Source organism: Metabacillus litoralis (genome assembly GCF_003667825.1).
GTDB classification, from domain to species: domain Bacteria; phylum Bacillota; class Bacilli; order Bacillales; family Bacillaceae; genus Metabacillus; species Metabacillus litoralis_B.
In genome coordinates this window covers 233,342-259,281 of record NZ_CP033043.1, presented here as the reverse complement: position 1 = coordinate 259,281, position 25,940 = coordinate 233,342, and the positions used below count along the sequence as shown (strand labels likewise).

General features: G+C 36.0%; 22 protein-coding genes. 1 reads left to right on the top strand and 21 read right to left on the bottom strand.

The genetic code is table 11. The annotated features are described in order from the left end of the window. Nucleotides 1-262: 262 nt before the first annotated feature. The 11 genes from D9842_RS01035 to allC all read right to left on the bottom strand — a co-directional run bounded on the left by D9842_RS01035 (nt 263) and on the right by allC (nt 13,099). On the bottom strand, nt 263-793 hold the full coding sequence (locus D9842_RS01035) for a chromate transporter (RefSeq protein ID WP_121660884.1): 531 nt from the start codon (nt 791-793) through the stop codon (nt 263-265). Next, nucleotides 793-1,365, bottom strand: coding sequence for a chromate transporter (locus D9842_RS01030; protein ID WP_121660883.1), 573 nt, complete (start codon nt 1,363-1,365; stop codon nt 793-795). Before D9842_RS01030 ends, D9842_RS01035 begins: the two co-directional genes overlap by 1 nt. 286 nt (nt 1,366-1,651) lie before the next feature. Next, nucleotides 1,652-2,101, bottom strand: a complete 450-nt coding sequence (locus tag D9842_RS01025) for an Lrp/AsnC family transcriptional regulator (RefSeq protein WP_121660882.1) — start codon at nt 2,099-2,101, stop codon at nt 1,652-1,654. Nucleotides 2,102-2,186: 85 nt separating this feature from the next. Beyond that, a complete protein-coding gene (locus D9842_RS01020) occupies nt 2,187-3,431 on the bottom strand; it encodes a SulP family inorganic anion transporter (RefSeq protein ID WP_162987261.1) in 1,245 nt (414 codons plus the stop codon). Between the two features lie 322 nt (nt 3,432-3,753). Next, the gene (gene ggt, locus D9842_RS01015; protein WP_121660880.1) at nt 3,754-5,334 is read right to left on the bottom strand and encodes a gamma-glutamyltransferase; all 1,581 of its coding nucleotides are present in this window, start codon (nt 5,332-5,334) and stop codon (nt 3,754-3,756) included. Between the two features lie 96 nt (nt 5,335-5,430). Further along, on the bottom strand, nt 5,431-6,807 hold the full coding sequence (locus D9842_RS01010) for an allantoinase (protein WP_121660879.1): 1,377 nt from the start codon (nt 6,805-6,807) through the stop codon (nt 5,431-5,433). 68 nt (nt 6,808-6,875) lie between these two features. After that, nucleotides 6,876-8,249, bottom strand: coding sequence for an NCS1 family transporter (locus D9842_RS01005; protein WP_162987260.1), 1,374 nt, complete (start codon nt 8,247-8,249; stop codon nt 6,876-6,878). A 229-nt stretch (nt 8,250-8,478) separates the two neighbouring features. Beyond that, a complete protein-coding gene (locus D9842_RS01000; protein WP_121660877.1) occupies nt 8,479-9,363 on the bottom strand; it encodes a fumarylacetoacetate hydrolase family protein in 885 nt (294 codons plus the stop codon). A gap of 12 nt (nt 9,364-9,375) precedes the next feature. Further along, nucleotides 9,376-10,539 carry an amidase gene (locus tag D9842_RS00995; protein ID WP_121660876.1) on the bottom strand — a complete coding sequence of 388 codons (1,164 nt, stop codon included), beginning with the start codon at nt 10,537-10,539 and terminating at the stop codon, nt 9,376-9,378. Nucleotides 10,540-10,603: 64 nt separating this feature from the next. Further along, nucleotides 10,604-11,845, bottom strand: coding sequence for a pyridoxal-phosphate-dependent aminotransferase family protein (locus D9842_RS00990; protein WP_121660875.1), 1,242 nt, complete (start codon nt 11,843-11,845; stop codon nt 10,604-10,606). A gap of 12 nt (nt 11,846-11,857) precedes the next feature. After that, entirely contained in the window at nt 11,858-13,099 is a 1,242-nt protein-coding gene (allC, locus tag D9842_RS00985) for an allantoate deiminase (protein ID WP_121664899.1), read from the bottom strand. A gap of 368 nt (nt 13,100-13,467) precedes the next feature. On the opposite strand from allC, the gene D9842_RS00980 reads away from it, so the two are divergent. Then, nucleotides 13,468-15,093 carry a PucR family transcriptional regulator gene (locus D9842_RS00980; RefSeq protein ID WP_121660874.1) on the top strand — a complete coding sequence of 542 codons (1,626 nt, stop codon included), beginning with the start codon at nt 13,468-13,470 and terminating at the stop codon, nt 15,091-15,093. Nucleotides 15,094-15,189: 96 nt separating this feature from the next. Here the strand turns inward: D9842_RS00980 and D9842_RS00975 are convergent, their stop codons facing one another. From D9842_RS00975 to D9842_RS00930, 10 genes are all read right to left on the bottom strand, one after another. Further along, nucleotides 15,190-16,722, bottom strand: a complete 1,533-nt coding sequence (locus tag D9842_RS00975) for a PAS domain S-box protein (RefSeq protein WP_162987259.1) — start codon at nt 16,720-16,722, stop codon at nt 15,190-15,192. A 205-nt stretch (nt 16,723-16,927) separates the two neighbouring features. After that, entirely contained in the window at nt 16,928-17,281 is a 354-nt protein-coding gene (gene uraH / locus D9842_RS00970) for a hydroxyisourate hydrolase (RefSeq protein ID WP_121660872.1), read from the bottom strand. 12 nt (nt 17,282-17,293) lie between these two features. Beyond that, complete coding sequence (gene pucL / locus D9842_RS00965; protein ID WP_121660871.1) at nt 17,294-18,268, bottom strand: factor-independent urate hydroxylase; 975 nt, start codon at nt 18,266-18,268, stop codon at nt 17,294-17,296. A gap of 11 nt (nt 18,269-18,279) precedes the next feature. Beyond that, on the bottom strand, nt 18,280-18,777 hold the full coding sequence (gene uraD / locus D9842_RS26150) for a 2-oxo-4-hydroxy-4-carboxy-5-ureidoimidazoline decarboxylase (RefSeq protein ID WP_121660870.1): 498 nt from the start codon (nt 18,775-18,777) through the stop codon (nt 18,280-18,282). A 20-nt stretch (nt 18,778-18,797) separates the two neighbouring features. Further along, nucleotides 18,798-20,111: a nucleobase:cation symporter-2 family protein gene (locus D9842_RS00955; protein ID WP_121660869.1), complete on the bottom strand. Its 1,314-nt coding sequence runs from the start codon at nt 20,109-20,111 to the stop codon at nt 18,798-18,800. A 228-nt stretch (nt 20,112-20,339) separates the two neighbouring features. Next, a protein-coding gene (locus D9842_RS00950) for an IS3 family transposase (RefSeq protein ID WP_373995084.1) occupies nt 20,340-21,670 on the bottom strand; the annotation gives its coding sequence in 2 pieces (ribosomal slippage) (nt 20,340-21,289 and nt 21,289-21,670; 1,332 coding nt in all). A 133-nt stretch (nt 21,671-21,803) separates the two neighbouring features. After that, entirely contained in the window at nt 21,804-22,892 is a 1,089-nt protein-coding gene (locus D9842_RS00945) for a GerAB/ArcD/ProY family transporter (RefSeq protein ID WP_121660868.1), read from the bottom strand. Continuing rightward, complete coding sequence (locus tag D9842_RS00940) at nt 22,892-23,113, bottom strand: hypothetical protein (RefSeq protein ID WP_121660867.1); 222 nt, start codon at nt 23,111-23,113, stop codon at nt 22,892-22,894. The genes D9842_RS00945 and D9842_RS00940 overlap by 1 nt, the downstream gene beginning before the upstream one ends. 5 nt (nt 23,114-23,118) lie before the next feature. Continuing rightward, nucleotides 23,119-24,273, bottom strand: coding sequence for a Ger(x)C family spore germination protein (locus D9842_RS00935; protein WP_121660866.1), 1,155 nt, complete (start codon nt 24,271-24,273; stop codon nt 23,119-23,121). Nucleotides 24,274-24,296: 23 nt separating this feature from the next. Continuing rightward, complete coding sequence (locus D9842_RS00930; RefSeq protein ID WP_232273574.1) at nt 24,297-25,823, bottom strand: spore germination protein; 1,527 nt, start codon at nt 25,821-25,823, stop codon at nt 24,297-24,299. Nucleotides 25,824-25,940: the final 117 nt, after the last annotated feature.

Below are 25,940 nucleotides of genomic sequence, written 5' to 3'. Positions count from 1 at the left end.
TCCAGACACATATTTGCTCTTTTTCACCTTTTCCGGAGAACAATATAAGATAGTAGAAAAGAAACCCCCGCCTTCAAAAGACGGGGGTACGTAGAACACATTTATACTCTTAATGTGCATGGGGTGAAAATCATCTAACATATCTATATGGAGATAAATCTGCTGTGTCAGAGGTAAGTATTTTGAATGAGGAAATACTTTAATTAATGTTCATTAAAGTACTATAGAATTTACTGCACCCCACTTACTGGGGTGCAGTAAATCACCCTAGAAAAACAGCTCCATATCCCATCGCACCAACGATCACTAATGCAGGGTGCACTTTCACCTTTTCTAATAACAAAAAGCTTATCACTACTAGAAAAAGCGATTGATATATTCCTGTATCTTGATATGACGTAAAGAAAAAGCTAAATGCCATCATCCCTAATAACACTGCAATTGTAGGGCGAATGAATGTTGTCATTCTCTTTACTTTCGGAGAGTCCTTATACTTATATAGAAATCCCAATAAAACGATCATTAAGATTAATGAGGGAGCAACTGTAGCAAAAATCCCAACAAGACTTCCTAACACTCCCCCTTGTTGGTACCCAATATAACCTGCCATCTTAGTGGCAATTGGACCTGGAAGAGCATTACCTAACGCAAGGACCTCACTAAATTCATTTACATTCATCCAGCCATATCGATCCACTACCTCATTTTCAACAAGTGGGATAGATGCTGGACCACCTCCGTAACCTAATATCCCTGGTATAAAAAAGGCCAGAAAAATCTCCCAATATAGCACTAAGCACTCCCCCTTTCAACCTTCCGATCTTTATCAGGATTTTTATCTCTTTTTAATATCGCCGCAAGCAAAAGTCCTCCAATTAAAATGGCAGGGTGTAAACCAAGAATCTCCATTAAAAGAAAACTACCACATATAAGTGCTAAAGCTTTTACCCAGCCAAGTGACTTTTGAGATTTCTTAAAGAAGTCCCAAGTTAGAGTAGCTAACATGACTCCTACGACAGGTACGACTGCTGCTGTCATTCCTTGAACCCATGGATAATCTTTGACAGAGCTAATTGTTGTTAAAAGAACGATCATTAACACAATAGTAGGAAGAATCGTAGACAGTGTTGCATTTATTAAACCTAAAATTCCCGCGACTCGATAACCAATATATCCTGCCATTTTTGTAGCAATAGGCCCAGGCAATGTATTCCCCAAAGCTAACACATCTGCAAATTCATCATCATTCATCCATTTGTACTTTTCAACCACCTCTTTATGAACAAGTGGTATTGAAGATGGACCACCGCCATATCCAAGCATTCCAACCCGAAAAAACGCTAAAAAAAGCTGCAGGTGTTTCATTTGTAATCACCCTTCTACATGAGATTTTTCAATGTAATTCCCCTCGCTATTTTATTCTCCCCTTTTTCATTTAAATGTTCCTTTACGATATTTATGGTGGATCTTACCATTCATGCAATCACCATTACCGTTTGTTAGTTATAATTCTATATTGAATTAACAAACGGAAGATATTTATGATTATAAACCATATATAGTTAATTTTCTATACAATTTCCAGAAAAATTTCAACAAAAAAGAATGACCTTTGATAGTTCCTTTCTAAAGTCATTCTTTACAAATTTTATTATAGTTTCATCCCGCTTCGACTTTTAAAACGTCTAAGTAAAATGTGACTTTCCACTCTAGTAATTCCTTCAAGTGCATATAATTCATTGTTGATAAATTTTTCTAATGCCACAAAGTCATCTACTAACACATGCATATGTAGTGTACTAGGGCCTGTCATTTGATAGCAGCTTGAGACACAGGGATTATCCGCCAATGTTTCAGCTACCTCAACTAAATAAGCCGGTTCACAGTCAACCTCAAAAAAAGCTGAAACATTTTTGCCCATCTTCTCAGAATTGATTACAACACTGAACTTTTCAATTACATCATTGTTTATTAATTGATTTACACGTTCTCGAACGGATACCCGTGACAAATCTAGTTCTTTTCCTATATCTGAATAAGACATTCTGCCATTAATCGTGAGTAATTCAAGTATTTTTCTATCAATATGATCTATTTTCAATGAAAACCCATCCTTTAAGTATATATAGTCTTAGTATAATAAGAAGATGGCTTGGTTAAAAGTCTTACATAAAGAAAAATTATGTTTAACGAATACTATATGAAATATTTACTTTTCGAATACCAGACAAAATAGAGAGGAAAATTCCAATGCCTAGTCCAAATTTCGGGCCTGAAACAATCGTTACTGAGAAAGTTAAAAGAAGTATAGCTCCATTCAGTATATTGGTTCTAAGTAAGTGGATTGCCTCTTTTACATCGATTAACTTTATAACTGACACTAAAATGATAGAGGCAAGAACTGCTTTTGGAATAAATGCAAACAATGACGTAAAACAAGCTAACGTAACTATAACAATTGCTGCACTAAAAAAAGAAGAAAATTTTGTCTTTGCTCCTGAGCTATAGTTAACTGCAGACCTCGAAAACCCACCCGCTACTGGCATTGATGAAAAAAAGCCTCCAATCAGATTCGCAATGCCAAGAGACTTTAATTCCGTATTGGGACGAATTGAATATCCTTCTTTCTTTGCAATCACTTTTGCAATAGCGAACGTCTCAATAAAGCCTATAAATGCAATTACAATAGCAGTTGGTAACATCACAGTTGCTTTGTCCAAATTTAATTCAGGTAACACAAATGGAGGAAGCCCCATTGGAATTTCTCCGATAAGCACTACACCTTTGGTTGAAACATTTAATACATATGCAATCATTGTACTTATAAGTATGAGGATAATTGGTTGAGGGTAGTTTGGTAGTAACTTTTTTAATGACATAAGTGCAATGACTGAGGTAAGGCCAATTATGGCTGTTAATACATGAATATCTTTCAGATTACTTATAATCAATCCTAAGGAAGTAATCATATTACCTCGATCATGCAATGGCATTTTAATGATTGTGCTTATTTGATTCATCGCTATGATCACCGCGCATCCTGAAGTGAAACCACTAATAACACCATGAGGAACATGTTCAACAATTACCCCAACTTTTAATAAGTGTAAGAGGTACTGAATAACACCAACGAGAATCGTCAATATAGCAACATACTGGATATACTCGGGAGTACCAGCAACAGCATATGGTGTCACCCCACTGAAAATAAGAATTGAGACCATCGCAACAGGTCCTATTGAAACATGTGGAGACGACCCAAATAATAAATAGATAAGCACTGGAATGGTTGCTGTATATAATCCTATAACAGGTGGCAGCCCTGCTATCAATGCATAAGCTATACCTTGTGGAATGACCAATGCAGCAACAACTAGTCCAGAAGATAGGTCACCTCTTATATATTCTTTTTTATAATGTAAGAACGACAACTTAATTTCTCCCTTCTAAAGACCATAAATTTCTTCATTTTTATACATATTTCAAAATATTTATATATATGCTTTTCTACCAAACAAACGGTTAGCAATTTAGTTAAATTATTAACATTTGAAGGTGAAATTTCTTTAGAGTAGAAAAGTTGTGATCAAATTTCCGAATCAGTTTTGCTTTATTTTTACCTTACATGTCTGTTTGTGCTTATTACTGTGATTAACTCAAATCTTTTCAACTACTCGTAATACTCGTAACATCAAATCCAGCCTTTTTCCATTTGAAAAACCCGTCCTACCAAAGAACGGGCTCTCCTAAAGATTACCTTCCAATCGCGGCTCCATCGCTCCTAGGGTCCACCCCACCATGAACAAAGCCCTGATCATCAATGACTATTGCATTTGCATGGCCCATAATTCCGGCAAAATCTTCAACTTTATTAACAATATGTCCAGCTTTTGATAATTCCTCAATCACATCAATGCTGACTCGACCTTCAATTTTCAACTCTTGAGTTTGTTGTCCCCACGTTCTTCCCCAAACAAATCTAGGTTCACTTATCGCTTGTTGCGGATTCATGCCATAGTCAATCATTCTTGTAATGATAACTGTTTGAGTTTGTGGCTGACCCTCACCACCTTGTGTGCCATATAGAATCCTTGGCTGACCATCTCTTAGAGCCATTGCTGGCATAAGAGTATGGAAAGTTCTTTTTCTCGGCTCCAGGCAATTCACATCACTTGGGTTAAGCGAGAAAAACGAGCCCCTATTTTGCATAACAACACCTGTATCTCCAGCAACCACACCTGATCCAAATTCAAAATAAAGACTTTGTATAAAGGAAACGGCATTTCCTTCCTCATCAATAACAGCTGCATGTGCTGTGTCGCTGCCAACCGATTGAGTTTCTATATCATTAGTACGCTCAAATTGAATGGCACCTGCCATCTCTTTTGCATACTCCTTACTTAATAATCTTTTTATAGGAACGGAGTAAAACTCAGGATCTGTTAAATGTTTATTTCGATCTTGAAAACTTCTTTTCAATGATTCTACTAATAAATGATAATATTCATAAGATCCTTCGGAAATGGCAGTAAGTTCAAAATTTTCTAATATATTCAGTGCCATTAATCCCACAAAGCCTTGTGAGTTTGGAGGAACTTGATACATATTATACCCGCGATATGTAGAGGTAAGTGGTTCAGTCCATTCTCCTTTATGATGAGCCAAATCCTCAACCGTTAGCTTGCCACCCTTATCTTTTAAGCTAGAAATAAGCCGATATGCAAGCTCACCTTTATAAAATTCATCTCTACCAGATGATGCTAACTTTTTTAATGTTGTTGCTAAGTTTTCTTGTACGAATCTTTCATTTACCATAGGGATCTTTCCTGTGGGTAAAAACACATTTGCTGTATCTTTATCTTCTTTTAACATCTCTGCATTTTTGACTGTATTCTCATGCTGGTCAAGTGAGAATGGAAACCCTTTAGAAGCATACTCAATTGCTGGCTGCAACACTTGCTCTAACGAAAGTCGCCCATATTCCTTTAATACAGCATCCCAGCTATCGACCATACCAGGCACTGTTATCACACTCTCAATACCTCGAGTAGGAATAGAGCTTTTCCCTTCATATACTTCACGTGTTACATTTACTCCTGTTCGTCCACTTCCATTGTATGCACGTACTTTTTGATCCTTTTTACTGTATGTTAGCCAAAAAGAATCACCACCAAGTCCCGTCATATGTGGGTATACCACCGCAAGGCAGGCACTAACAGCTACTGCTGCATCAAACGCATTTCCTCCTTTTTCAAGGATTGTGTTTCCCGCTTGAGATGCTAAGTAGTGCGGACTTACGACCATTGTTTTTGAACCGACAATTGGTTTATTCATTCAACTGCCCCCTCATTTATTTTTAATAAACATATTCAATAATAGAAAAAACAAAACCTCTATTATTTTAAAAAAAGGCTTTGCAAATTACATATTTTATGAAGTTTTTACTTCTACTTTTATAGGTTTTACCCATTCCCCATAAGATTCTTGATCTAGAATGTTCCCATTCTCATAGATAATATTACCTCTATTAATTGTCCCAATAATCTTACAAGGAAACGTATGCCCTATATACAAGGTTTCCTTATGCTTCGCAAAGAAATTCTCTTTTGTTACTGTGAAGGAGTCTTCGAAAGAAACAATAGCAAAGTCGGCATCTCCACCAACCTTGATCTGTCCTTTATCAGATAAACCAAACCTATCCGCTGGCGCTTGTGCTGTCCACTTTGCAACTTGTTCAAAGGGAATTTGATAGCGAGTAGCAAGCTCAATTGCAGATAAAAGCGTAAATTGCCCACCACTAATTCCTCCCCATGCTTCAAACAAATTATATACATTAGGATCTTTCAAATCATAAGGACATGGAGAATGATCAGAGGTAAGCATATCGAATTTCCCGTTGATTAATAAGGTAATTAACTTCTCCTGCTCTTCTTTTTCTCGTAAAGGTGGTGCACATTTTGCCACAGTTCCTAATTCCCTTAAATGTTCATGGTTGTATAATAAATAATGAGCACATGTTTCCACTGTGATGTTTAGTCCCTTTGCTTTAGCCTCTTCAATCTTCTCAATCGCTTTCGCTGAGCTAATATGAACAAAATGAAGTGGACAGCCTGTAAGCTCTGAATAATAAATAGCTCGTTCAACTGCTTCTACTTCAGCTATAATAGGTCGTGTTTCTAAATAATCATCTGCACTTATATTTCCTTCTTGTTCCTTCTGTTCTTTTAACCAATTTGTTATTGCCGCACTTTCTGAATGAAGCGCTAAAATTTTCCCTAATTTGGCGATCTTCTTCATTCCATTAAGTAAAGTTATATCATCAACCGCTTCAAACTCTTTATTACCTGTAGTTGAGAGAAATGCTTTAAATCCGATTGCACCAGAATGCGCCAGTTCTTCTAAATCCGATTCGTTTCCCGGGACGAGTCCTCCCCACAACCCAAAATCGACATAAGATTTTTCATTACCTAATTTTGCTTTTTCATAAAGAGCTTCTTTCGTAACTGTAGAGGGAATTCCATTTAACGGCATATCAAAATATGTTGTACAACCACCAGCAGCCATCATTTGTGAGCCAGTATGGAAACCTTCCCAATGCTCTCTTCCTGGCTCACTAAAATGTACATGAACATCGATCATTCCTGGGAAAATGTATTGATTAGTAGCGTCCCATATGTTGAGTGTACTTTTTGTTATAGCTTTTTCTATTTCAGTGATTTTTCCGTCTTTTATTCCAATGTCCATTTTCTCTAGACCTGATGGTAGAACAACACTTCCATTTTTTATGATTAGATCTAACTGTTCCACTATTTCATCCCCTTTATATTTTAAAATGAAAGCAGTGCTTAAGGTTTACTTAAGCACCAATCCCTTTTTTACACTGCTTGATCTTCGATATCAGTTGATTGTGTAAAGCTCTGCTCAAATCCTTCTTTAACATACTCATCACGCTTTATTATCCATAGTCTCATAATTACTGTATAAACAACCCCAGCTGGAACAATTCCTAACAACCAAGATAGATCAACATTAATAAATGAAAAACAAGTACCTACAGCAATTGCAATAATTGCAGCTGGATTCCACCCTTTAAATGCTGGAAACAGGGTCTTCACATCATAAAGTTTGTTAACATTGTAGTTTCCTTTATGTACTAAATAGAAATCTGCTACCATCACAGCAAAAATTGGCCCTAAAAATGCAGAGACAATGGAGATAAATAGATTAAAAGTTGAATCAGTCATGATATACCATGGACAAGTGATTATACCTAATATTCCGACAATTACACATGCCTTTTCCCACGAAATCTTAAAAATATCCATTGCCACAAGCACTGGTGGCATTATATTTGCAACTAAGTTTGTTGTAATTTGAGCAATTGCAATAAACAATAAAATGATGATACTTGCAAACATACTTGAAATATGATCAGATATAATATCTACTGGATTCCATATTCCTACAGCAGCTGCACCAAGAATTCCAACGATAGGTAACAAAATCATTGGTGGAACTATACCTACTACATGCGACCCGATAAATGTTTTAGCAGAAGCTTTTCTAGGAAAATATCTTGTATAATCTGACACATTCAATAATAAAGCTGAAAATTGACCTATCAAAACTGAAATAGCCAGCCAAAATGGAATACCCCATGAACCGCTAATATTAGCCGTCTCTGTTACTTCAAAGCCAAATGTAGATAAAAATAAGAAGATTAAGTACACAACGCCTAACATAATGACAACAGAACCAACCACTTCAATCCACTTAATCGATTTGATTCCTTTAGCAGATAAGTATATTTGTAATGCTTGAAACCCGAAGAACCATACCCAAACATTATTAAAACCGAATATATCCATGAAAATTTGATTTAAGGCTTGTGCTCCTAACCAGCTTTGGACTCCATACCAAAATAGTGCTGGTATTGCACGCATTAACGAAGGTATTTTTGCTCCAACTGGGCCGAAGGATGAACGAAGTTGAACAACCATAGGTATTCCATGCTTCCACCCCACTCTACCATTTAATGCAAATAATAAGGCCGCAAGTATATTCGCCAAAACTAATCCAATTAATGCTTGTGTTAAGTTTAATTCACCGAATGGAGGAATAAGGCTTGATCCTAACATAAACGACCCAACCATAACTGCGTCTCCCCACCACATCGCCACATAAGCTTTTGGACCTAGTATTCGATTCTTTTCACTTAAAATTGGTTTTAAATCATAATTTGTCTCCATGTGATCCTCCTTTATCATCTAAATCTCTTATTGTAATACTTCATCACCCAACTATGTCAATAAAGTTAACATCTACTTACATTTTATAGTAGAATTTCCGATAAATCATTAGAGGATCTATGAATTGTTTATGTTCCCTTTGTATCATTTAACTAAAAATATTGCTGACAATTCTTCAGAAGTAACAAATCCTAACATAAACAAAAAGCAGGTATCTCTCCGAAGACACCTACTCCAATCGATTAACACTATATTTTCCTACAACTGAATTTCTCAACTCCTTAAACCCAGAGATTTCACATCCCACAACATCCCCGTCACGAATCAGAACCGATCCCGGAGTACCCGTCATAATGATATCTCCAGGATGTAGGGTCATTATTTCTGAGAAAAAGGAAACAATCCACCAAGGTTTAAACATCATGTTGCGGACAACGTTTTGATGCCTCGCACAACCATTTATACTTGTCATTACTCTTAAATCTTCTAAGTCTTCCCATTCATCTACTGTTAAAAAGTATGGGCCGAAACTAAAAAACGTATCAAAGCTTTTGGAGCGTTGTAAAAAACGTGGATCCTTTGCATGTATATCTTTTGCCGTCATATCTAACGTTGTTGTAAAACCAGCAACAACATTATGCGCTTCCTCTTCCTTAATATTTTTGCACGTTTTCCCGATAATAACACCAAGCTCAGCCTCCGCTGTAACCTGTGAAGATTGATCCGGCAAAACGATCTGATCATCAGGACCTATCACACTAGTAAGTGGCTTCATAAAAATAACAGGCTCTTCCCCAGGTGGACTTCCGGATAACTCAATGGCCTTTTCAACGTAATTCATCCCCACTCCCCATATCTTTCCTGGATTGCGATACAAAGGGCCAAATGACAAGTTATCAACATCCACTAACGAAGAACTTCCGAGTTGATCCAACCCTCCACTTCTATACCAGTCATTCAATGAAGAAAGTTGATTTTTTTGTAAAATATTAAAAAGGTCTTCACTCCAATTCACTCCAAGAACCCTATTAATCTCTCGAATAGAAACAGCTTTTTCAGCTGTAACAATAACAGCAAGCTCTTTACCTTCGTTCTTTATTGTTGCAAGTTTCATTAAACGGACCCCCTATCTTAAAATACTCTTTACCCAATTAAGAAGCTTAAGATCTTGATCCTGATTTGCAATAAACGATAAACCTATCGGAAGCCCATTCACTTCTGTTAAAGGAAGTGTAACCTGCGGCAAACCAGCCAACCCCGCTATACAGGAAAGTTGCATTGCTTTCATTCGATACTGTTCCGCTTTTTCTCCATACAAATTTAGGAGCGGCGCCGGACCTGGCGCTGTCGGAATACAAATAATTCCACTTTCCCCTAAGAGCCCAGATATCGATTGTTTCATATTCTCCCTAAACTGAAATTGTTGCCGACTCTCACTTGAGTTAAGCGTACTCGTCCATTGAAACCTTTCAGAAATGCCAGGTCCAAATGTTGGCTTTTCTTTTTTAATCCATTCTCCATGTTCATTCCAAATCTCAAGTCCTTGTAAAATTCTGAAAGCACTTGACCATTCAGATAATCCTTCTTCCGATATTTTGACCCATTCTCTTATTTTCGGAAGTTTCATTGAAGAGACAGTCTTTAACAATGCCTCTCTATATTCATCACCCAATAATCCCCATGCATCTTCAGCAAAAAACATTTCCGTAAAACTACCACTTGTATTTTGAGCTTCCAATAGCACTTCTCCGACTCTACATAATAGTTCCGGGTCTCTTGTCATCCATCCAACTGTGTCAAAGCTTCTTGCCAACGGAATTACTCCATCAACCGAAATAGCTTCATGAGTTGGGCGAAAGCCATATATTCCACAATAAGACGAAGGTATTCGAACAGAACCACCTGTATCGGTCCCTATAGCAAAATCAACTAAACCAGCTGCAACCGCAACAGCTGATCCACTTGAGGAACCTCCTGGAATTCGTCTCGGGTCCTTCGGATTTACAGGTGTACCATAATGGAAATTTTCACCATTTAAACTGTACATTATTTCATCCGTTTGTGTAGTTCCCACTAACTTTGCACCTTGTTCTAAAAGACATACAACTACCGGAGCATGTTCTTGTGATTCTTTATGAGTTTTTAACCAATCTGGATTTCCAGCACCATTTTTGTACCCTTTAATCGATATAACATCTTTTACAGCAAACGTTAAACCGTTTAATGTTCCACCTTTTGTTGGTTCCAATTCTATTTTTTCATCAAAAAATGCATTCCATCGATCACTCACACTGATCCCCCTTTACATTTAACAAAAAGATTCTGGTTGCTCTCCAGAATCTTTTCCACCAATTCTATTTAGCTACCAAATTCATTGATTCATAAATATCCAACGTAGCTTGCAAACCTTTTCCTACATGTAAGTTTGCTCCCAGACGAATTAGAACAGCTTCAAGAGCTGACAGAACAAATAAGACATTTTCTTTTCGACAGCTATATCCCATCGTTCCGATTCTCCAAATTTTCCCATGGAGAGGACCAAAAGAGCTTGCAATCTCGATCCCAAATTGATTAAGAAGTATTGACCGAACTTCCTCTCCATCAATGCCATCAGGTATACGCACACAGGTCACCATCGGAAGTTTCCACGGAACATCATTCAATAACTCTAATCCCATTGCTTTTATTCCTTCAACAAGTGCTTTTTCATGTAATTGGTGTCGCTCAAACCGTCCAGATAACCCCTCTTGTAAGACAATTCGAACTCCTTCACGTAAGGCATATAACATTGAAGTTGCTTCTGTATGATGATTCAGTCTTCTTTCTCCCCAGTAATCCTGAAGCTGGCTTAAATCGAAATAGTTACTACGAATTGATCGACCAACATTTACGTGATCATTTTCTGTGGCTATTCCTTTTTCTACTTTTTTTCTTTTCACTAAGATTTCTTCTATTCGTTCATTATACGTAATCGGCGCCATCCCCGAAGGAACAGACAAGCATTTTTGAGTCCCACCAATCACCGCATCCAGCTTCCATTCATCTACTTTTACTTCTGTCCCAGCAATTGTAGCCACCGCATCCACAATACATAAAACATCAAGCTCTCGACACGCAGGACCAATTTTATCTAAAGGCTGCATACACCCTGTTGAGGTTTCACCATGAACAATTGCTAGCACCTTAGGCTTTACCCTTTTGATTTCATCAATCACTTCTTGCTGATCAAAAACTTTCCCCCATTCGCAATCAATCGTATGGATTTCCGCTCCATTTCGTTCAGCAATTTCCGTTAATAAATGACCAAACCTTCCAAAAATCGGAATTAACACTTTATCTCCAGGCTCAATAACACTACACATCACAGCTTCAATACCTGAACGGGATGTTCCATCTATCGGAAACGCCCATTGATTTTTCGTTTGAAAAATCTGGCGAAGCATCTCCATTGTTTCATTCATCATTTCAGTAAAAGCAGGATCAAATTGCCCTAAAATCGGTGTACTCATTGCTCTTAACACTCTTGGATCAACCTCAACCGGTCCCGGTGTCATAATGGTTCGTAATGGTGCATTAATTTCTTGAAAAACACTCATTCTGATTCCCCCTTAATACGCTAGTTCATATAAAATTTTCATTAATACTTTTATACCTATTTCCAAATCCTCAGTTTTCGTAAATTCCAACGGAGAATGACTGATTCCATTTTGACTAGGAACAAATAATAATGAAGTCGGACAAAATGGACCGAAAATTTGGGAATCATGCCCAGCACCACTTGTCATCCATTTATAAGGAATTTGTTCTTCTTCTAAAATCTTCTCAGATAAATTATTTAGTTTTTCACTCATCTTGACCGGCTTTTCATTCATCCAATTATGAATAGTTAGCTTTGTTTGATGTTTATTCGCAATTAGTTCAAGCTCTTGAAAGACTTGATTACAAAACTGATCTAACACACACTCTTCACTATGCCGAATATCAACACTAAATGTTGCTTCCTTCGGTATAACATTTGCTATGTTTGGTTTTAAACTTATTTGACCAATCGTCACCACTAAGTCAGGTGAAGTTTCTTTCCCTCGATCTATGAGAGCTTGAATAAGCTCTGCTGCTGTATACATCGCATCTTTACGCCACATCATCGGAGTTGTTCCTGCATGATTACTTTCGCCAAAAACAGTAACATTGTATCTACGTTGACCAACAATATGACTCACTAAACCAATCGCCTTCTCTTCCTTCTCCAATACAATCCCTTGTTCAATATGAAGTTCTAAAAAACATTCAAGATCATTACGATATGGCTCCAAGAATTTACCTTGACCAAAGCCAACCTTATTCATCGCCTCTTCAAACTGAATTTCTTCTGAATCTTTTATATCCGTTATATCTTCAAAAGATTTAACGCCAGTTATATTCCCCGATCCCCAATAAGTCATCGGAAAGCGACTTCCCTCTTCTTCACACAAAGAGACAACCTCTATATTTTTCTTAGGAGTTCCATACTGTTCCTGCAAACGCTGAACAGCTATTACAGCTGCAATGATTCCATATGCACCATCATATTTCCCACCATCTCTTACCGTATCAATATGTGATCCTGTTAAAATTGTCTTAGCATCTTCATGAGTTCCTTTTAATCTTCCAAATAAATTACCAACATCGTCAAAATTTGTTATTAGGCCAAGCTGCTCCATTTTCTTTTTAAGTGCATGTTGAGCCTCCTGCCAAGCATCTGTATATAATAATCTTGTCACGCCACCACTTTGACTTCTTCCGAATTGAGCCAGCCACTCAACCATCTGTTCAATCTCTATGAATAAGGCAGATGATTCTCTCTCTTTCATAACCAATCCAATCCCCCCCTATTCTATTCTAAAAAATGATGTTATATTTATTGACACGAAAAGTAATATAATCTAATTTTAAAATAGACATGAATAAAAATCATTCACATATATGTAGAACATACATTAATATTTTTGTTTATTTTATACAAATAAACTTTGAATCTCTTAACCCGAGTTAATTTCATAATTATGACTCTTAAATCAAAAAACAAACATTTTTCTTCTTCTTGAACACGTTAATAAACAATACACAGATAAAAACATGATTAAAATAAATGTAAAATTCATACGTTTTTTGGTAACAAATAATACATTATGAAATCGATTCACCTAAGTAAATTACCTAACAAAAAGGATGACCATTTATGAGATTAATTGATTTACTGAATCTTTCTGTTTTTCACGGAGCAAAATTACTAGGTGGGCATCAAGGAACTGATCGTGAAGTGAACACAGTTAATATGATGGATGCACCTGACATTATTCACTTTTTAAAAAAAGACGAACTTCTTGTTACAACAGCCTTTCATTTTAAAGATGATCTTCATGCATTACTACAACTTATTAAGGAAATGGAGAAACAAGGATGTGCAGGATTAGGGATTAAAACGAAGCGTTTTTTGCAGGAGATTCCTAGAGATGTGATCACTCTCGCTAACAAGCTTAATATTCCGTTGCTAGAGCTTCCTGTTGATACATCACTTGGAGATATTGTCAACAAATCACTTAGTCATATTCTAGAAATTCGAACAAATGAACTTCATCATGCTATGGATGCACACCAACAATTCACAAATCAAATTATGAATGGACAGGGTATTCGTAAAATGTTAGATAACTTATCCAACCTTATTGATTCACCTGTCTTTTTAGTAAATGACCATTTACTTCCACTGACAAAACTAAATTGGCAAACAGATATTTATTTGTATTTGGATCAAATCGCAAATGAATATCTGTTTCATCTTTCAAAAGCATCATATACAGCTTTTTCACTATTAAATAACAACAAAGACACAGTTACCATTTTTCCGGTTTACACACATAGGCAGTCCAACTATCTTTGTGTTTTAGGTAACATCCCACCAACAGATCGTTCCACTATATTAACGATAGAACAAGCAACTAACGTCATTTCATTTGAATTAATGAAAGAAAATGCTTTAAAGCAAATGACAAGACGCCTACAAAATGAATTTTTCTCCAATTTCATTAATGATGCATTTTCAACACAAGATGAGATCATTAGTCGTGGAAAGGAATTCGGACTAATAGAGGATCAACGCTATTTATGTGCTGTGGGACAAATAGATTATGATGACAAAGACAAATCTTATCTTCAACTTCAGTCAGACAAGGAATTAATTTACGATACTATTGAATATGAGCTACAAAACTTTGAGGAAAAAATCCATCTCTTCACTAACGAACAGTCTTACATTTTTTTATTAGAGTTAAATGGAACAAGAAAGGAATATGAAGATTCATTTGTTCAGTTATTAGAAAAACTACAAATGCGGATAAGGAGTCATTATAAGGAAAATCTTTCATTTGGAATAAGCATGTATGCAGAAGAACTTACATCTGTTACAGTGTCATACAAAGAAGCAACAGAGGCTCTATATTTTGGAAGGATGTCAGGTAAAACACAATTTATTGAAATTTATCAACCAAAGGAAGTACCAGAAATTTTACGAATGGTTCCTTATGATCATTTAAAAAAGTTTTATGACGATACATTCCAAGCTTTTGCCAACGATTCTAAAAAGGATCATCAGGTCCTGCTCCATACTTTATCTGTTTATTTAGAAACACATTGTCAGCTATCAGAAACAGCAAAGAGACTATACGTTCATCGAAATACTGTTATTTATCGGTTGGAAAAATGCGAGGAAATGATTGGAAGAAGCTTAAAAGAACCCGATGAAACGCTACGCCTCCGCCTCGCTTTTAGAATTAAAGCACTACTTCACGGAGCAACTAAGAATTAAATGATACTAATGGAGCTTGGTGTCCCATTCCAAGCTCTCAGTTCGTTTAGAATACCTCACACTATATTTACTAATCAATAAACCTGAGAGCTCACTTTACCTTTCGGCAATCAGTGGTAATTTTACTGTAAAAGTTGTCCCTACGTTAACTTTACTCTCAACATCCACCACCCCATTATGCTGATTAATAATTCGATATGTAACCATAAGACCTAATCCTGTGCCATTTTGTTTTGTTGTGAAAAATGGTTCTCCCAACCGCTTTAGCTGCTCTTCACTCATCCCTACACCTTCATCATGTACAGAGATAAGAATAAATCCTTCATGATTTTCAAATGCAATAGTTATAGTCCCCTCGTTTTGCATCACTTCAATTGCGTTTTTAATCAAATTAATGAACACTTGCTTTAGTTGTGTACCAATTCCATTAACTGCTGTTTCTATAGCGTTATTTTCAACAACAAGAGATATTGATTTTTTGAAAGCTTCCGTATCCAATAAATCGATAACATCATTCACTAAATCTCTAATATCAACAGTAGTAAAATCAGTATTTGCAGGTTGAGCTAGCGTTAGAAACTCACTAGAGATAACATCTATCCTTTCCAACTCAGCCTCCATGATATTTAGAAACATTTCATTCGGTATCGTTCCTGAGCGAAATAATTGAACAAAACCTTTTAAAGCAGTTAACGGATTTCGTATTTCATGTGCAATTCCAGCTGCTAGCTGCCCTACGACATTCATTTTTTCCGCCTGAATCATCATTGAATCTGATTTTTTCTGTTCCGTTATATCTTGCATGATTAACTCATTGGCCTCTTTCCCCTGAAAGGTAGTAGGAATTGATACCACTTCCGTATGTATTTCTCTCCCACTCAGGGTAGTCCAAACACGATAAAGCCTAGGGTGAATTCCACCATTCTTTACAATCTCCTTACATTCCATATGAAACTCCGGATGCAACATATCATAAATATTTCTCCCTAGTAGCTCTTCCTTTGTTTTAGCATCAAAAAGAGTTAAAGCCGCCTTATTCGCAAATACCCATTTCCCATCTTGTAGGATTGTAATTCCATTCGTAGAGGATTCCACGATATTTTCAAACTGTTCCTTCGCCTCCCGAATCTCTCTTTCTGAATTTTTTCTTTCAGTAATATCACGACAAACTGAAAGCAGATACATTTCCTTTTCTACCTCAAACCTATGAGTCTTTATTTCAACAGGGATTCTATCCCCATTTTTACAAACATGAACGGTTTCAAAAGTGATTGAATCGTAAACATCTTTAATGACAGGCTTCAGTTCCTCTGTTCCACACCCATCAATTTGTTTTGGGGATAAAGTAAGCATTTCTTCACGCGTGTACCCTAATCGTTGACATGCCGTTTCATTCACCTCAATAAAAGTGCTCGTACTTCCATCATCATAAATCTTAAAATAATACACAGCATCCGTTAAATGATTAAACAACCTTTTAAACCTTTTATCACTTTTATCTGATTCTTGAACTCTACTTTCCTTAGAAGCATTAAGCTCATGCGTTAAATACTCAATTTCCAACTTTAATTGGTCATTTTCTTTTCTTAATTTTTCTGTTTCCTCACCGTGAACATTTACATTATTCAATATCACACCTGCTTCGTTAGAAATTAGTATTATTATATTTTCAACAATAAATGGAAATTCACCTCTAATTCCAAAGACATTTCTTATAAAAAATTTTAGTTATATAGAACTACTCATACATTCCTTTTAAAACAATTAAACAAAAATTACATATATTAAAAAGGGTGAAATCCTTAGACTTCACCCCTATCCATTGTTTTTGCTATTAACTTCCTCTGTACACTTGATACCCCCAAGGAGAAACAAGCAACGGTACATGATAATGTGAATCAGGATCTGATATCCCAAATCGCACTGATATTTTATTTAGAAATGGAGGTTCTGATAACAAAACTTCCATACCCCTAAAATAGTCTCCGATAAAAAATAGTAACTCATATTCACCCGCCATCATTTCTTCACCAGATAAAAGCGGTTCATTTAAGCGACCATCTTCATTTGTTATAGCTGTTTTTATTAAAGTGTGTGTTGAATCAACAATCCTCATTAATTGAATGTCTACACCCGCAGCCGGTGTCCCATGTGTTAAATCCAATATATGTGTTGTCAGACCTATCATTCTATCAAATCCTTATTTAGCAAGATTGTTTGATTCGGCATATTCTTTATTTCTTTGCACATCTTCTTTTGTAACTGAAAATCGTTGGAAGCCGTAAGGAGGGCGTGGCTCTGTATATACTTTTCCTTCTGAATTTGGAATTTCCTCCACCACTGAATCCCAAGTATGGTTTTGTGATTGAAAGTTAACTTCTTTTAATTGCGGGAATCTTTCCAGCACTCGACAACCAATTAAATAGATCAAGTATTGAATAGACGGTGTTTCAAGTTCATGGAAAACAGATGTCGCAATATCTTTTATCTGTTCTGCACAAACATAAAGGTTTGGTACAACTCCTGTCGAATCTTCTAAGTCCTCATATTCCCACCCGATATTTAAATAGATAAATAGCGGTCGATTGCTGTCCTCCGGTAATGTTGTATACTCATCCCTGATAAATCCAACAAATGAATTACCTCGCACTTTAATTAACTGCAAATCTAAAATCCCACTATTCTGTTCAACAACTTCAACCCCACTCTGAGTTCGGACCATTTCTATTTGAGCAACAGCCTTTTCATTCCGGGAATGCTTAAACACTAAGTCACTTTCAACTAGGCCATTAACTGAAAGTCTTGTTGAAGTCTCAAATGGAACTTCTTCACCGATTAATTTAATTATATCAATATGTTCATATTTCTTTAAAAACTCTTCGCCAACATATTGAATAAATCCTTCAATAGTGGACCCTTCATAGCTACCCAAGTGTCTTTGAACAAAATTTTTCATAGAATCTGTTGCAACGACAAGACTATTATCTCCTTCTGTAAATGAAGGAAGCAATTTTTCACCACCAACCTCTACTTTTACATTTACCCCAAAAACAATATTGTTTCTTTCTGTAAAATGAGATTCTGGAATTTGTTTCACTCCAATCAAAGGCTTCAAAAATGTACGATATGCAAATACATCACCTTTTCCATATGATACAAAACGCTCTTTTCCCATAAGTTCACTCCTCAATTTGAAATTAATTCACATAAACGAAATAGAGCTATTTTTTCTATTTCTGTTAAAGCTGTTTCAAACTCACCCTTCACACCGTGCGATATTCTTTTTTCCATAGAAGAATATATTTCGTCTTTCGTTCGTCCTTTTACCGCCATAACAAAAGGAAATCCAAACTTTTCCATGTACTGCCTATTTAACAGAGAAAAATGTGTATATTCTTCTCCTGTAAGCTCACTTAACCCCGCGTTAGCCTGTTCTTGCACTGAAGAATGACTCATCACAAGCCGTGTCCCCAAATTCGGATGTGCCTTAATCAACCGCAGCTTTTCTTCATCAGTTGCTTCAATTACTCTACCAACCATCTTTCCATATAAGTCTTCTACTGAAGAAAAAGGTCTGTCATTCCATGTTCGTTCAGGTACCCAAGGAGAATGTTCAAAAATATCTTTTAAAAGATGAATAAAATCAGAATGACTAACCTCATTAAGTTGTTTTATCGAAACCACCTTCTGTCACCTCTTCTTATTTATGCAATCGATTTGTTTTCATCTAATGGTACAGTGTTGCTTTTCTTACGAATCGTAAAAAATAAATTTAATAATATAGCTGTTATGCTTCCTGTAATAATCCCGTCACTTACAATAATGCGTAACGCTTGAGGTAACCCCGCAAATAAATCCGGTACTACAGTTGCCCCTAATCCTAATGAAAGGGAGCATGCGATAACAAGCATATTATGCTGATCACTAAAATCAACAGCACCTAGCATTTTGATACCTGATGAAATCACCATCCCAAACATGACAACCGTAGCGCCTCCTAATACAGGAGAAGGAATTATGGTTGCAATGGCAGCAATTTTCGGAACAAGTCCTAACCCTATTAAGATCATCCCGGCAGCCACCACTACATTTTTCGTTTTTACCTTCGATAATTGAACAAGACCTACATTTTGAGCAAATGTATTGTAGGGAAAGGCATTAAAGATTCCACCTAACGTAATCGCCAATCCTTCAGCACGATACCCTCTAACAAAATCCTTTTCCTTTAATTCCTGGTCACAAATTTTACTTAGAGCCAGAAACACACCAGTTGATTCGATAACAATCACTAAACATACGATCATCATTGTTAAAATCGGTCCAACCTCAAATGATGGAGCTCCAAAATAGAACAACTCAGGAAGGTGCAACCACGATGCTTCCGCAACATCTGTAAAATCAACTTTCCCCATCATTGAAGCAACAAGAGTTCCAGCAACGATCCCTATCAGTACAGATAACGCTTGAGCAAAGCCTTTCAGAAAGCGATTTAAAAATAAAATCAATGATAAAACTCCGAAGGATAATAACAAATTAGTCGAGCTACCAAAATCAGGACTCCCATTGCCTCCTGCCATATTTCGAATTCCTGTCGGTACTAATGAAAGACCAATTATTGTAACAACACTCCCTGTTACAACCGGAGGAAATAATTTAATTAACTTCCCAAAAAACGAGGCAAACAGTAAAATAAACAAACCACCCGCTATAATCGAGCCATAAATAGCAGAAACACCATATTGAGAGCCAATCGCTATCATCGGTGTAACAGCAACGAAGGAGCTACCCAGCACAACTGGTAAACCAATTCCAAAATATTTATTTTTCCAAGCTTGTAGTAATGTTGCTATCCCACATGTAAGCAAGTCTATCGCAACCAAATACGCTAATTGTTCAGACGATAAATTCAACGCCCTTCCTACAATTAACGGAACTAAAATAGCTCCAGCATACATAGCCAGTACATGCTGTAGACCTAGCGAAAAAAGTTTCAAACCACCTACACCGCCGCTCTCCACTCAAACTCCTCCCCCTCTAAAACTTAATGTCATTTTGTATAACATTAAGTGTTATATTAATTAACATATTAATCATTTTATGTAAAAATGTCATTGTAGGAAATGTACAAAATGAAATGAACTATTGTATAGATTAAATAAAATTTTCGAAAAATCAGAAATTTTATTTAAAAAAGCTCCCTCCCAACCTTAAAATGTACCCTTTGTAAAGGACAGTTTAAAAAAAGCCTAGGCTGCGTTAAGAAGATGATCTCTGTATTGAACAGGGGTCATCTTTTTTAAATTCCATTGATATCTATAGTAATTGTAGTAATTCATATATTGCTTAATTTCTCTTCTTAATTCATCTAGAGTTGTACACTCTTTAATTGATGCTTCATCTTTAAGATGACCAAAGAAAGATTCTTGAGGGGCGTTATCCCAACAATTTCCTCGTCTTGACATAGATTGGTGTAATCCTAATTTCTTTACTGCCTTCTGAAAGTCAGGATGTGTATAATGGACTCCTTGATCTGAATGGATTAGTGCATCTTTTGCTTTCTTGAAATTTCTATTTGTCTTTAACTTTTTGAGAGTATCTGTAGCTAAATTTAAGGTCATTCGATCTGATACATGGTAGGCTAGGATTTCACCAGTTGAACCATCCTTAATTGCTGATAAATAAGCCCTCATTCCTTTTCCAAAATGAAGATAAGTGATATCAGTTAAGAGTACTTTCCAAGGTATTCCTTGTTTAAAATGTCTATTTAAAAGGTTTGGTACAACCCGATGCTCCTGTGTGGCTTTCATCATTCTTCTATAAGGATTTGCTTTTCGAATGGGGCAAATTATACTGTATTTTTTCATGATTCGTCGGATACGTTTCAAATTGTAGACAACATTAAATTGACCCGCCAATGTCATTTTGATTTGACGTGCCCCTTTCTTGCGATTTTTAAAATTGAAAGCTTTTAAGATAATTTCCTTTACTACTTCATCTTTTTTATCATTTTGTATTCTTCGTTCCTGTGATTTCTCAGTGAAATAATTATAATAACCACTTCTTGAGACGCCAGCTAGCTCACAAAGATAGCTCACCATATTTTTCAATTGATATTTTTCAATTACTGAACGAATTAAAAGATACTTTTGAAAGGGAGGAAGGATTATTTCTTCATCCCCCTTTCCGCGAATCGTATCTTTTTTAAAAGTTCGTTTTCAGCCTTTAGCAAGTTGATTTGTGCTTCTAAGCGAGCATTTTTCTCCTCTAAAGAAAGTTCTTTTTCTCTAGGACGCCCGGAGTTATCAGCTCTGGTATCACGTAAACCGTCTATCCCACTCTCATCAAAAGCATCTTTCCATCTTCTTCTCGCTGACCTGATCCGTTGTTTTCCTAACACATTTATATCAAAACCATATTCTTCAAATATCTCTCTAGCAAACTTTCCTTTTTCTTTCTCCGAAATGAAGATATGTTTAAATTCATCAGTATAAGTGATTCCTTTAGAGCTAACAGATTTAACATATTTATTAGTAGATAACTGCATAATCTCTTTTTCTGTAAAAGTCTTTTTACTCATAAAAATATTTCTCCAGTCCCTGTTGTAATTTTCTCTAGATGTTTTTTTATTATACAAAAAAGTACCCTATAGGTAGACTTTTTTTATGTGTCTACTCTATAGGGTACATTTTACCTTTAGGGACAGAGCTTTTTTAATGTGTGTTTGATTGATTATCCGCTTTTTTTTCTTTTAAATGTTTCTTCACCTTTAATACTACAAAAAAGATAAGTATGACCATTTCTAATATAATCCCTATGGTTGTCCAAGTATAAAAGGAATACTCTAAGTGTTGGATATTTGACTCAAACAAAATAATCGCCAATATCCCCAAAAACAAACTTAAGGGAGGAAGTAACTCTGTAGAGTTTTTACCCTTTAATTGAAATAGCGCTTTGTGAATACAATATAATGTTAGAGCTAATTTACTTAGCAATGTTGGCATCCAGATGATGACAATGATTAAGTCTATGCGATCAAGAAAATCGGTAATATTTATTTCCTGAATCATGATTATGTTAGGGTATGTAGCATCGGATACTATTTGTTCACCTAGTACTGCAATGTCTGTAATGATTAGGACAAAGAAAAGTAAGAAACCTAAGCTAACGCCTAATAAAATTCCTTTATTTAAGTCTTTTTTCTTTCCTATAAATCTTACTAAATAAAAAGCAATAAATGCCTCACCCATCCATGGAAAAAAAATAAAGGAAGCTTTCATCATATTAAACATTCCATCTTTATTAATGATCGGCACTACATTTGTTATATCGATCTCATTTACAGTTAACATGGGCAACGCAAGAATAAGCACGGCTAAAACAACGAACTGAATCACTGTTATTCTAGCAATCACTTCTAGACCAGATGCACTAATATACAGTAAGGTTATTGACAATACGATTGAGATAACTTCAATTGGTGTATTCGGTAGTAAATAAAATGAAATATAGTCAATAAATGCCCTTAAGTCCCTTAAATAAGTAGTTAGTAGAAATATTCCTAGGATAATTGTAAATAGTTTATTCAACCTCGACTTTGGATCTTCATGTATTGAATGTATTTCTCCTTTAAAACAAAGCAATAAAATGAATAATACTAATGGGTACGTTATAAGTGGAACTAGCCATGTATTTTGTTCTGAAAGCTGCGTCATAATTTGTGGCAGAGTGATTAAAGAAGCTGTAATGATCGTGTTTGCAATAATTAACGCAAACTGAAAGACAGAAATATTATGCTTCATTACCCAATTACCACTCTAGTGAAGGTACCAATTACACGATTCATGTAGCTAGTTAATCCACTCAAGGAGTATGGTAAATAAAATAGCATGGATGCCCCCATAGTAAGAAGGGTAAAACCATATATGATCCACTTTTTCACTCTCTTACTCTCTGCTATCTTTTTGTGTTGAATAATTAAAAAACTTCCCAACGTAATAACAACCATTAATGTTGCAATCATAACAACTACTCCCCTATTTTTATTCCTGGATTAATTGTCCGCTTAATCTCAGCGTCTACCTCAACGTTTACATCAAGATCCTCAAGTAAGGATGCCCATTCATCTTTCCAGTCTTCCCATTGCCTATGTTCATGGCGAAATAAATACCAGCCGAAGCCATATATGTCGCTGCCTTCTTTATGTGAATGATCTAAAATAGCCAAGACTTCTTCTTTTATTTGCTTTTCCATCTCTGTTTTGACAAACTCATAAGTATCAGCTTCATTTAGGTTTAGATTAGGCTCATTTTGCTCCATCTTCGCCTTAACGTCTATTTTTAAAGAAAAGGATGGCTTTTGCTCATTTTTGTTATATGATGGATTTATTTTAGATTCTTGAATGTTTACATTTAATTCGTCTTTCTCCCCAACCTTAAATGTATAATTATTTCCAACTGCTTCGTTAATGAGCCAAAGTAAACCTAAGGTTTCTTGAGCTGTTGTAAAAAACTTAAGCTCATCATCCCTCAAAATCCCAAATCCATTTACCTTTATTTCTTCCTTTTTATCATCTGATTCAGCATTTTGCGTTGTAACAGTTTCAACAACAGGTAAATAAGAATCCTTACCTGGTCTCTCAATATCCACTAACAGATCTTTCACTGTAAGCCCTACACCCATTTTTGCCATTTCCCTAAGCCCTTCTGCAGGTAGTTTTTCAAAATGAGGTGTAGCATTTAAAATGTTAATGGCGTCTCCGTGTGTTATTAAGACATATGCCGAAAGTCGTGATTCTGGCTGCTCTAACACAACATCAAGTGTTTTATTAAATCCTCCACGGGCTAATTCTTCGCCTAAGACAAGTACTCTTCGATGAGCAAAATAAAGCCTCCTTGACATTCTTTGTTGTAGATCATCATTACCTTCACGTACATTTCTTCCAATACCTGAATCCACATAAAAAGGACCGCCACTCGTTCCCCCTCCACCACCAGAAGATCCTTCCCCTCCCATAGCCCCTGGTAATGGTACTTGAACAGATACCTTAAATTTATTTTCCTCTAATTTGTCAAAACCAGTTGCTATCACATATGCTAAATCATTTACCTCTACTCTGTCCCAACATCCTGATAACAGAATGGAACATATACATAAAAGAAAAAAAGCTTTATGTTTTAACATTCGGCATTTTCCCCCAGCTTGTCTTAATTGTTCTTCGGTGAAGGCTTTAAATTCTTTTCCTCTCTTACTACATTTTGACCTGTGAATTGTTCTGGGCGCTTGTCCATTTCCCACCAAGGAACACGTATAAATACATCTTTTAGCTCACTCCATTTAAGTGGACCAAGCGGATGAAAATAAGGAATTCCAAATGAACGTAGCTTATTTAAATGAGTTAGCAAAATAATAGAACCTATTACCACGCCAAATAATCCAAACACTCCTGCTAAAATCATCATTGGAAACCGTAAAAGCCTAATGGAAATCGCCATATTAAACCTCGGGATTGTAAAAGAAGCAATGCCAGTTAATGACACGATAATAACCATTGGTGCCGAAACGATACCCGCTTCAACTGCTGCTTGACCTATAACAAGAGCCCCAAGTATACTAACAGCCTGTCCGATTACTTTCGGCAAACGAATACCTGCCTCACGTAATGCCTCAAATGCCATCTCCATAATGAAAGCCTCTACAAGAACTGGAAACGGTATCGCTTCCCTGCTTGCTGCAATACTAAACAACAAATTAGTTGGAATCATATCCTGATGAAAAGTTGTAATAGCTATATAAAAAGCTGGAAGCAATAAAGCAAGAAATAAAAGGGTAACCCTTAATATTCTTAAAAAAATAGAAATATGAAATCGTTGATAGTAATCTTCACTCGACTGAATAAATTGCCAAAAGCTTACCGGCAGGATGAGTGCAAATGGCGTTCCATTTACTAAAATGGAAACTCTTCCTTCTAGTAAGTTGGCTGCAACAGTATCAGGTCGTTCAGTATTTTGAATTTGTGGAAAAAAGCTTGCTGGACTATCCTCAATTAATTCTTCGATATAACCACTTTCTAAGACAGCATCTATTTCAATTCGTTCAATTCTTGCTAACACTTCTTCAATCAATTCTGGTGGTGCAAGGTTTTCCATATACATAATAGCAATAGTTGTATTTGTTTGAGTTCCGACCTCTTTTGAAATTAGCTTCAGTTCTTTTGACCTAATTTTTTGTCTAATCAATGCAGTATTCACACCAAGATTTTCAGTAAAACCTTCACGCGGCCCGCGAATAACAGATTCTGTATCAGGTTCCGACACACTTCTACTTGTACCGCCCTTTGCATCAAGAACTAACGCTTTTTCAACCTTATCTACAAGAAGAATTGAACTCCCATGTAAAACCTGCTTTACTAAATCAGAAAGTTTAGTCGATTCCATTACCTGGTTAACAGAAACAATATTCTTTTCTAAATAGTCAGCTGTTAAATTTTCTTCAGGTAAATCTGCTAATAATTGCTTTAACGCATGAAATTCAATACTTTTGGCATCAATTAAGCCATCAACAAAAACAATAAAAGCATCATTTTTTCCAACCATTAAAGGTCGAAACTTCACATCAGAACATTTATCAAATTGTTGTTTCAAAATATCAATATTCTTTTTTACATCTCTTAGCACTGGTGTTTCTAAGGTTTCAGGTGCGTCTTGGTTTTGGTAGAGTTGTCTATGGTTCATAAATTTCCTCATAATCATGCTCCTGAACGTACATTATAATCATTCTTCTCATTACTATTTACCTTTAGAGGAAAAATTATGATAAAAAGAAAAATCAAAAAGCAGCATACCATTAAG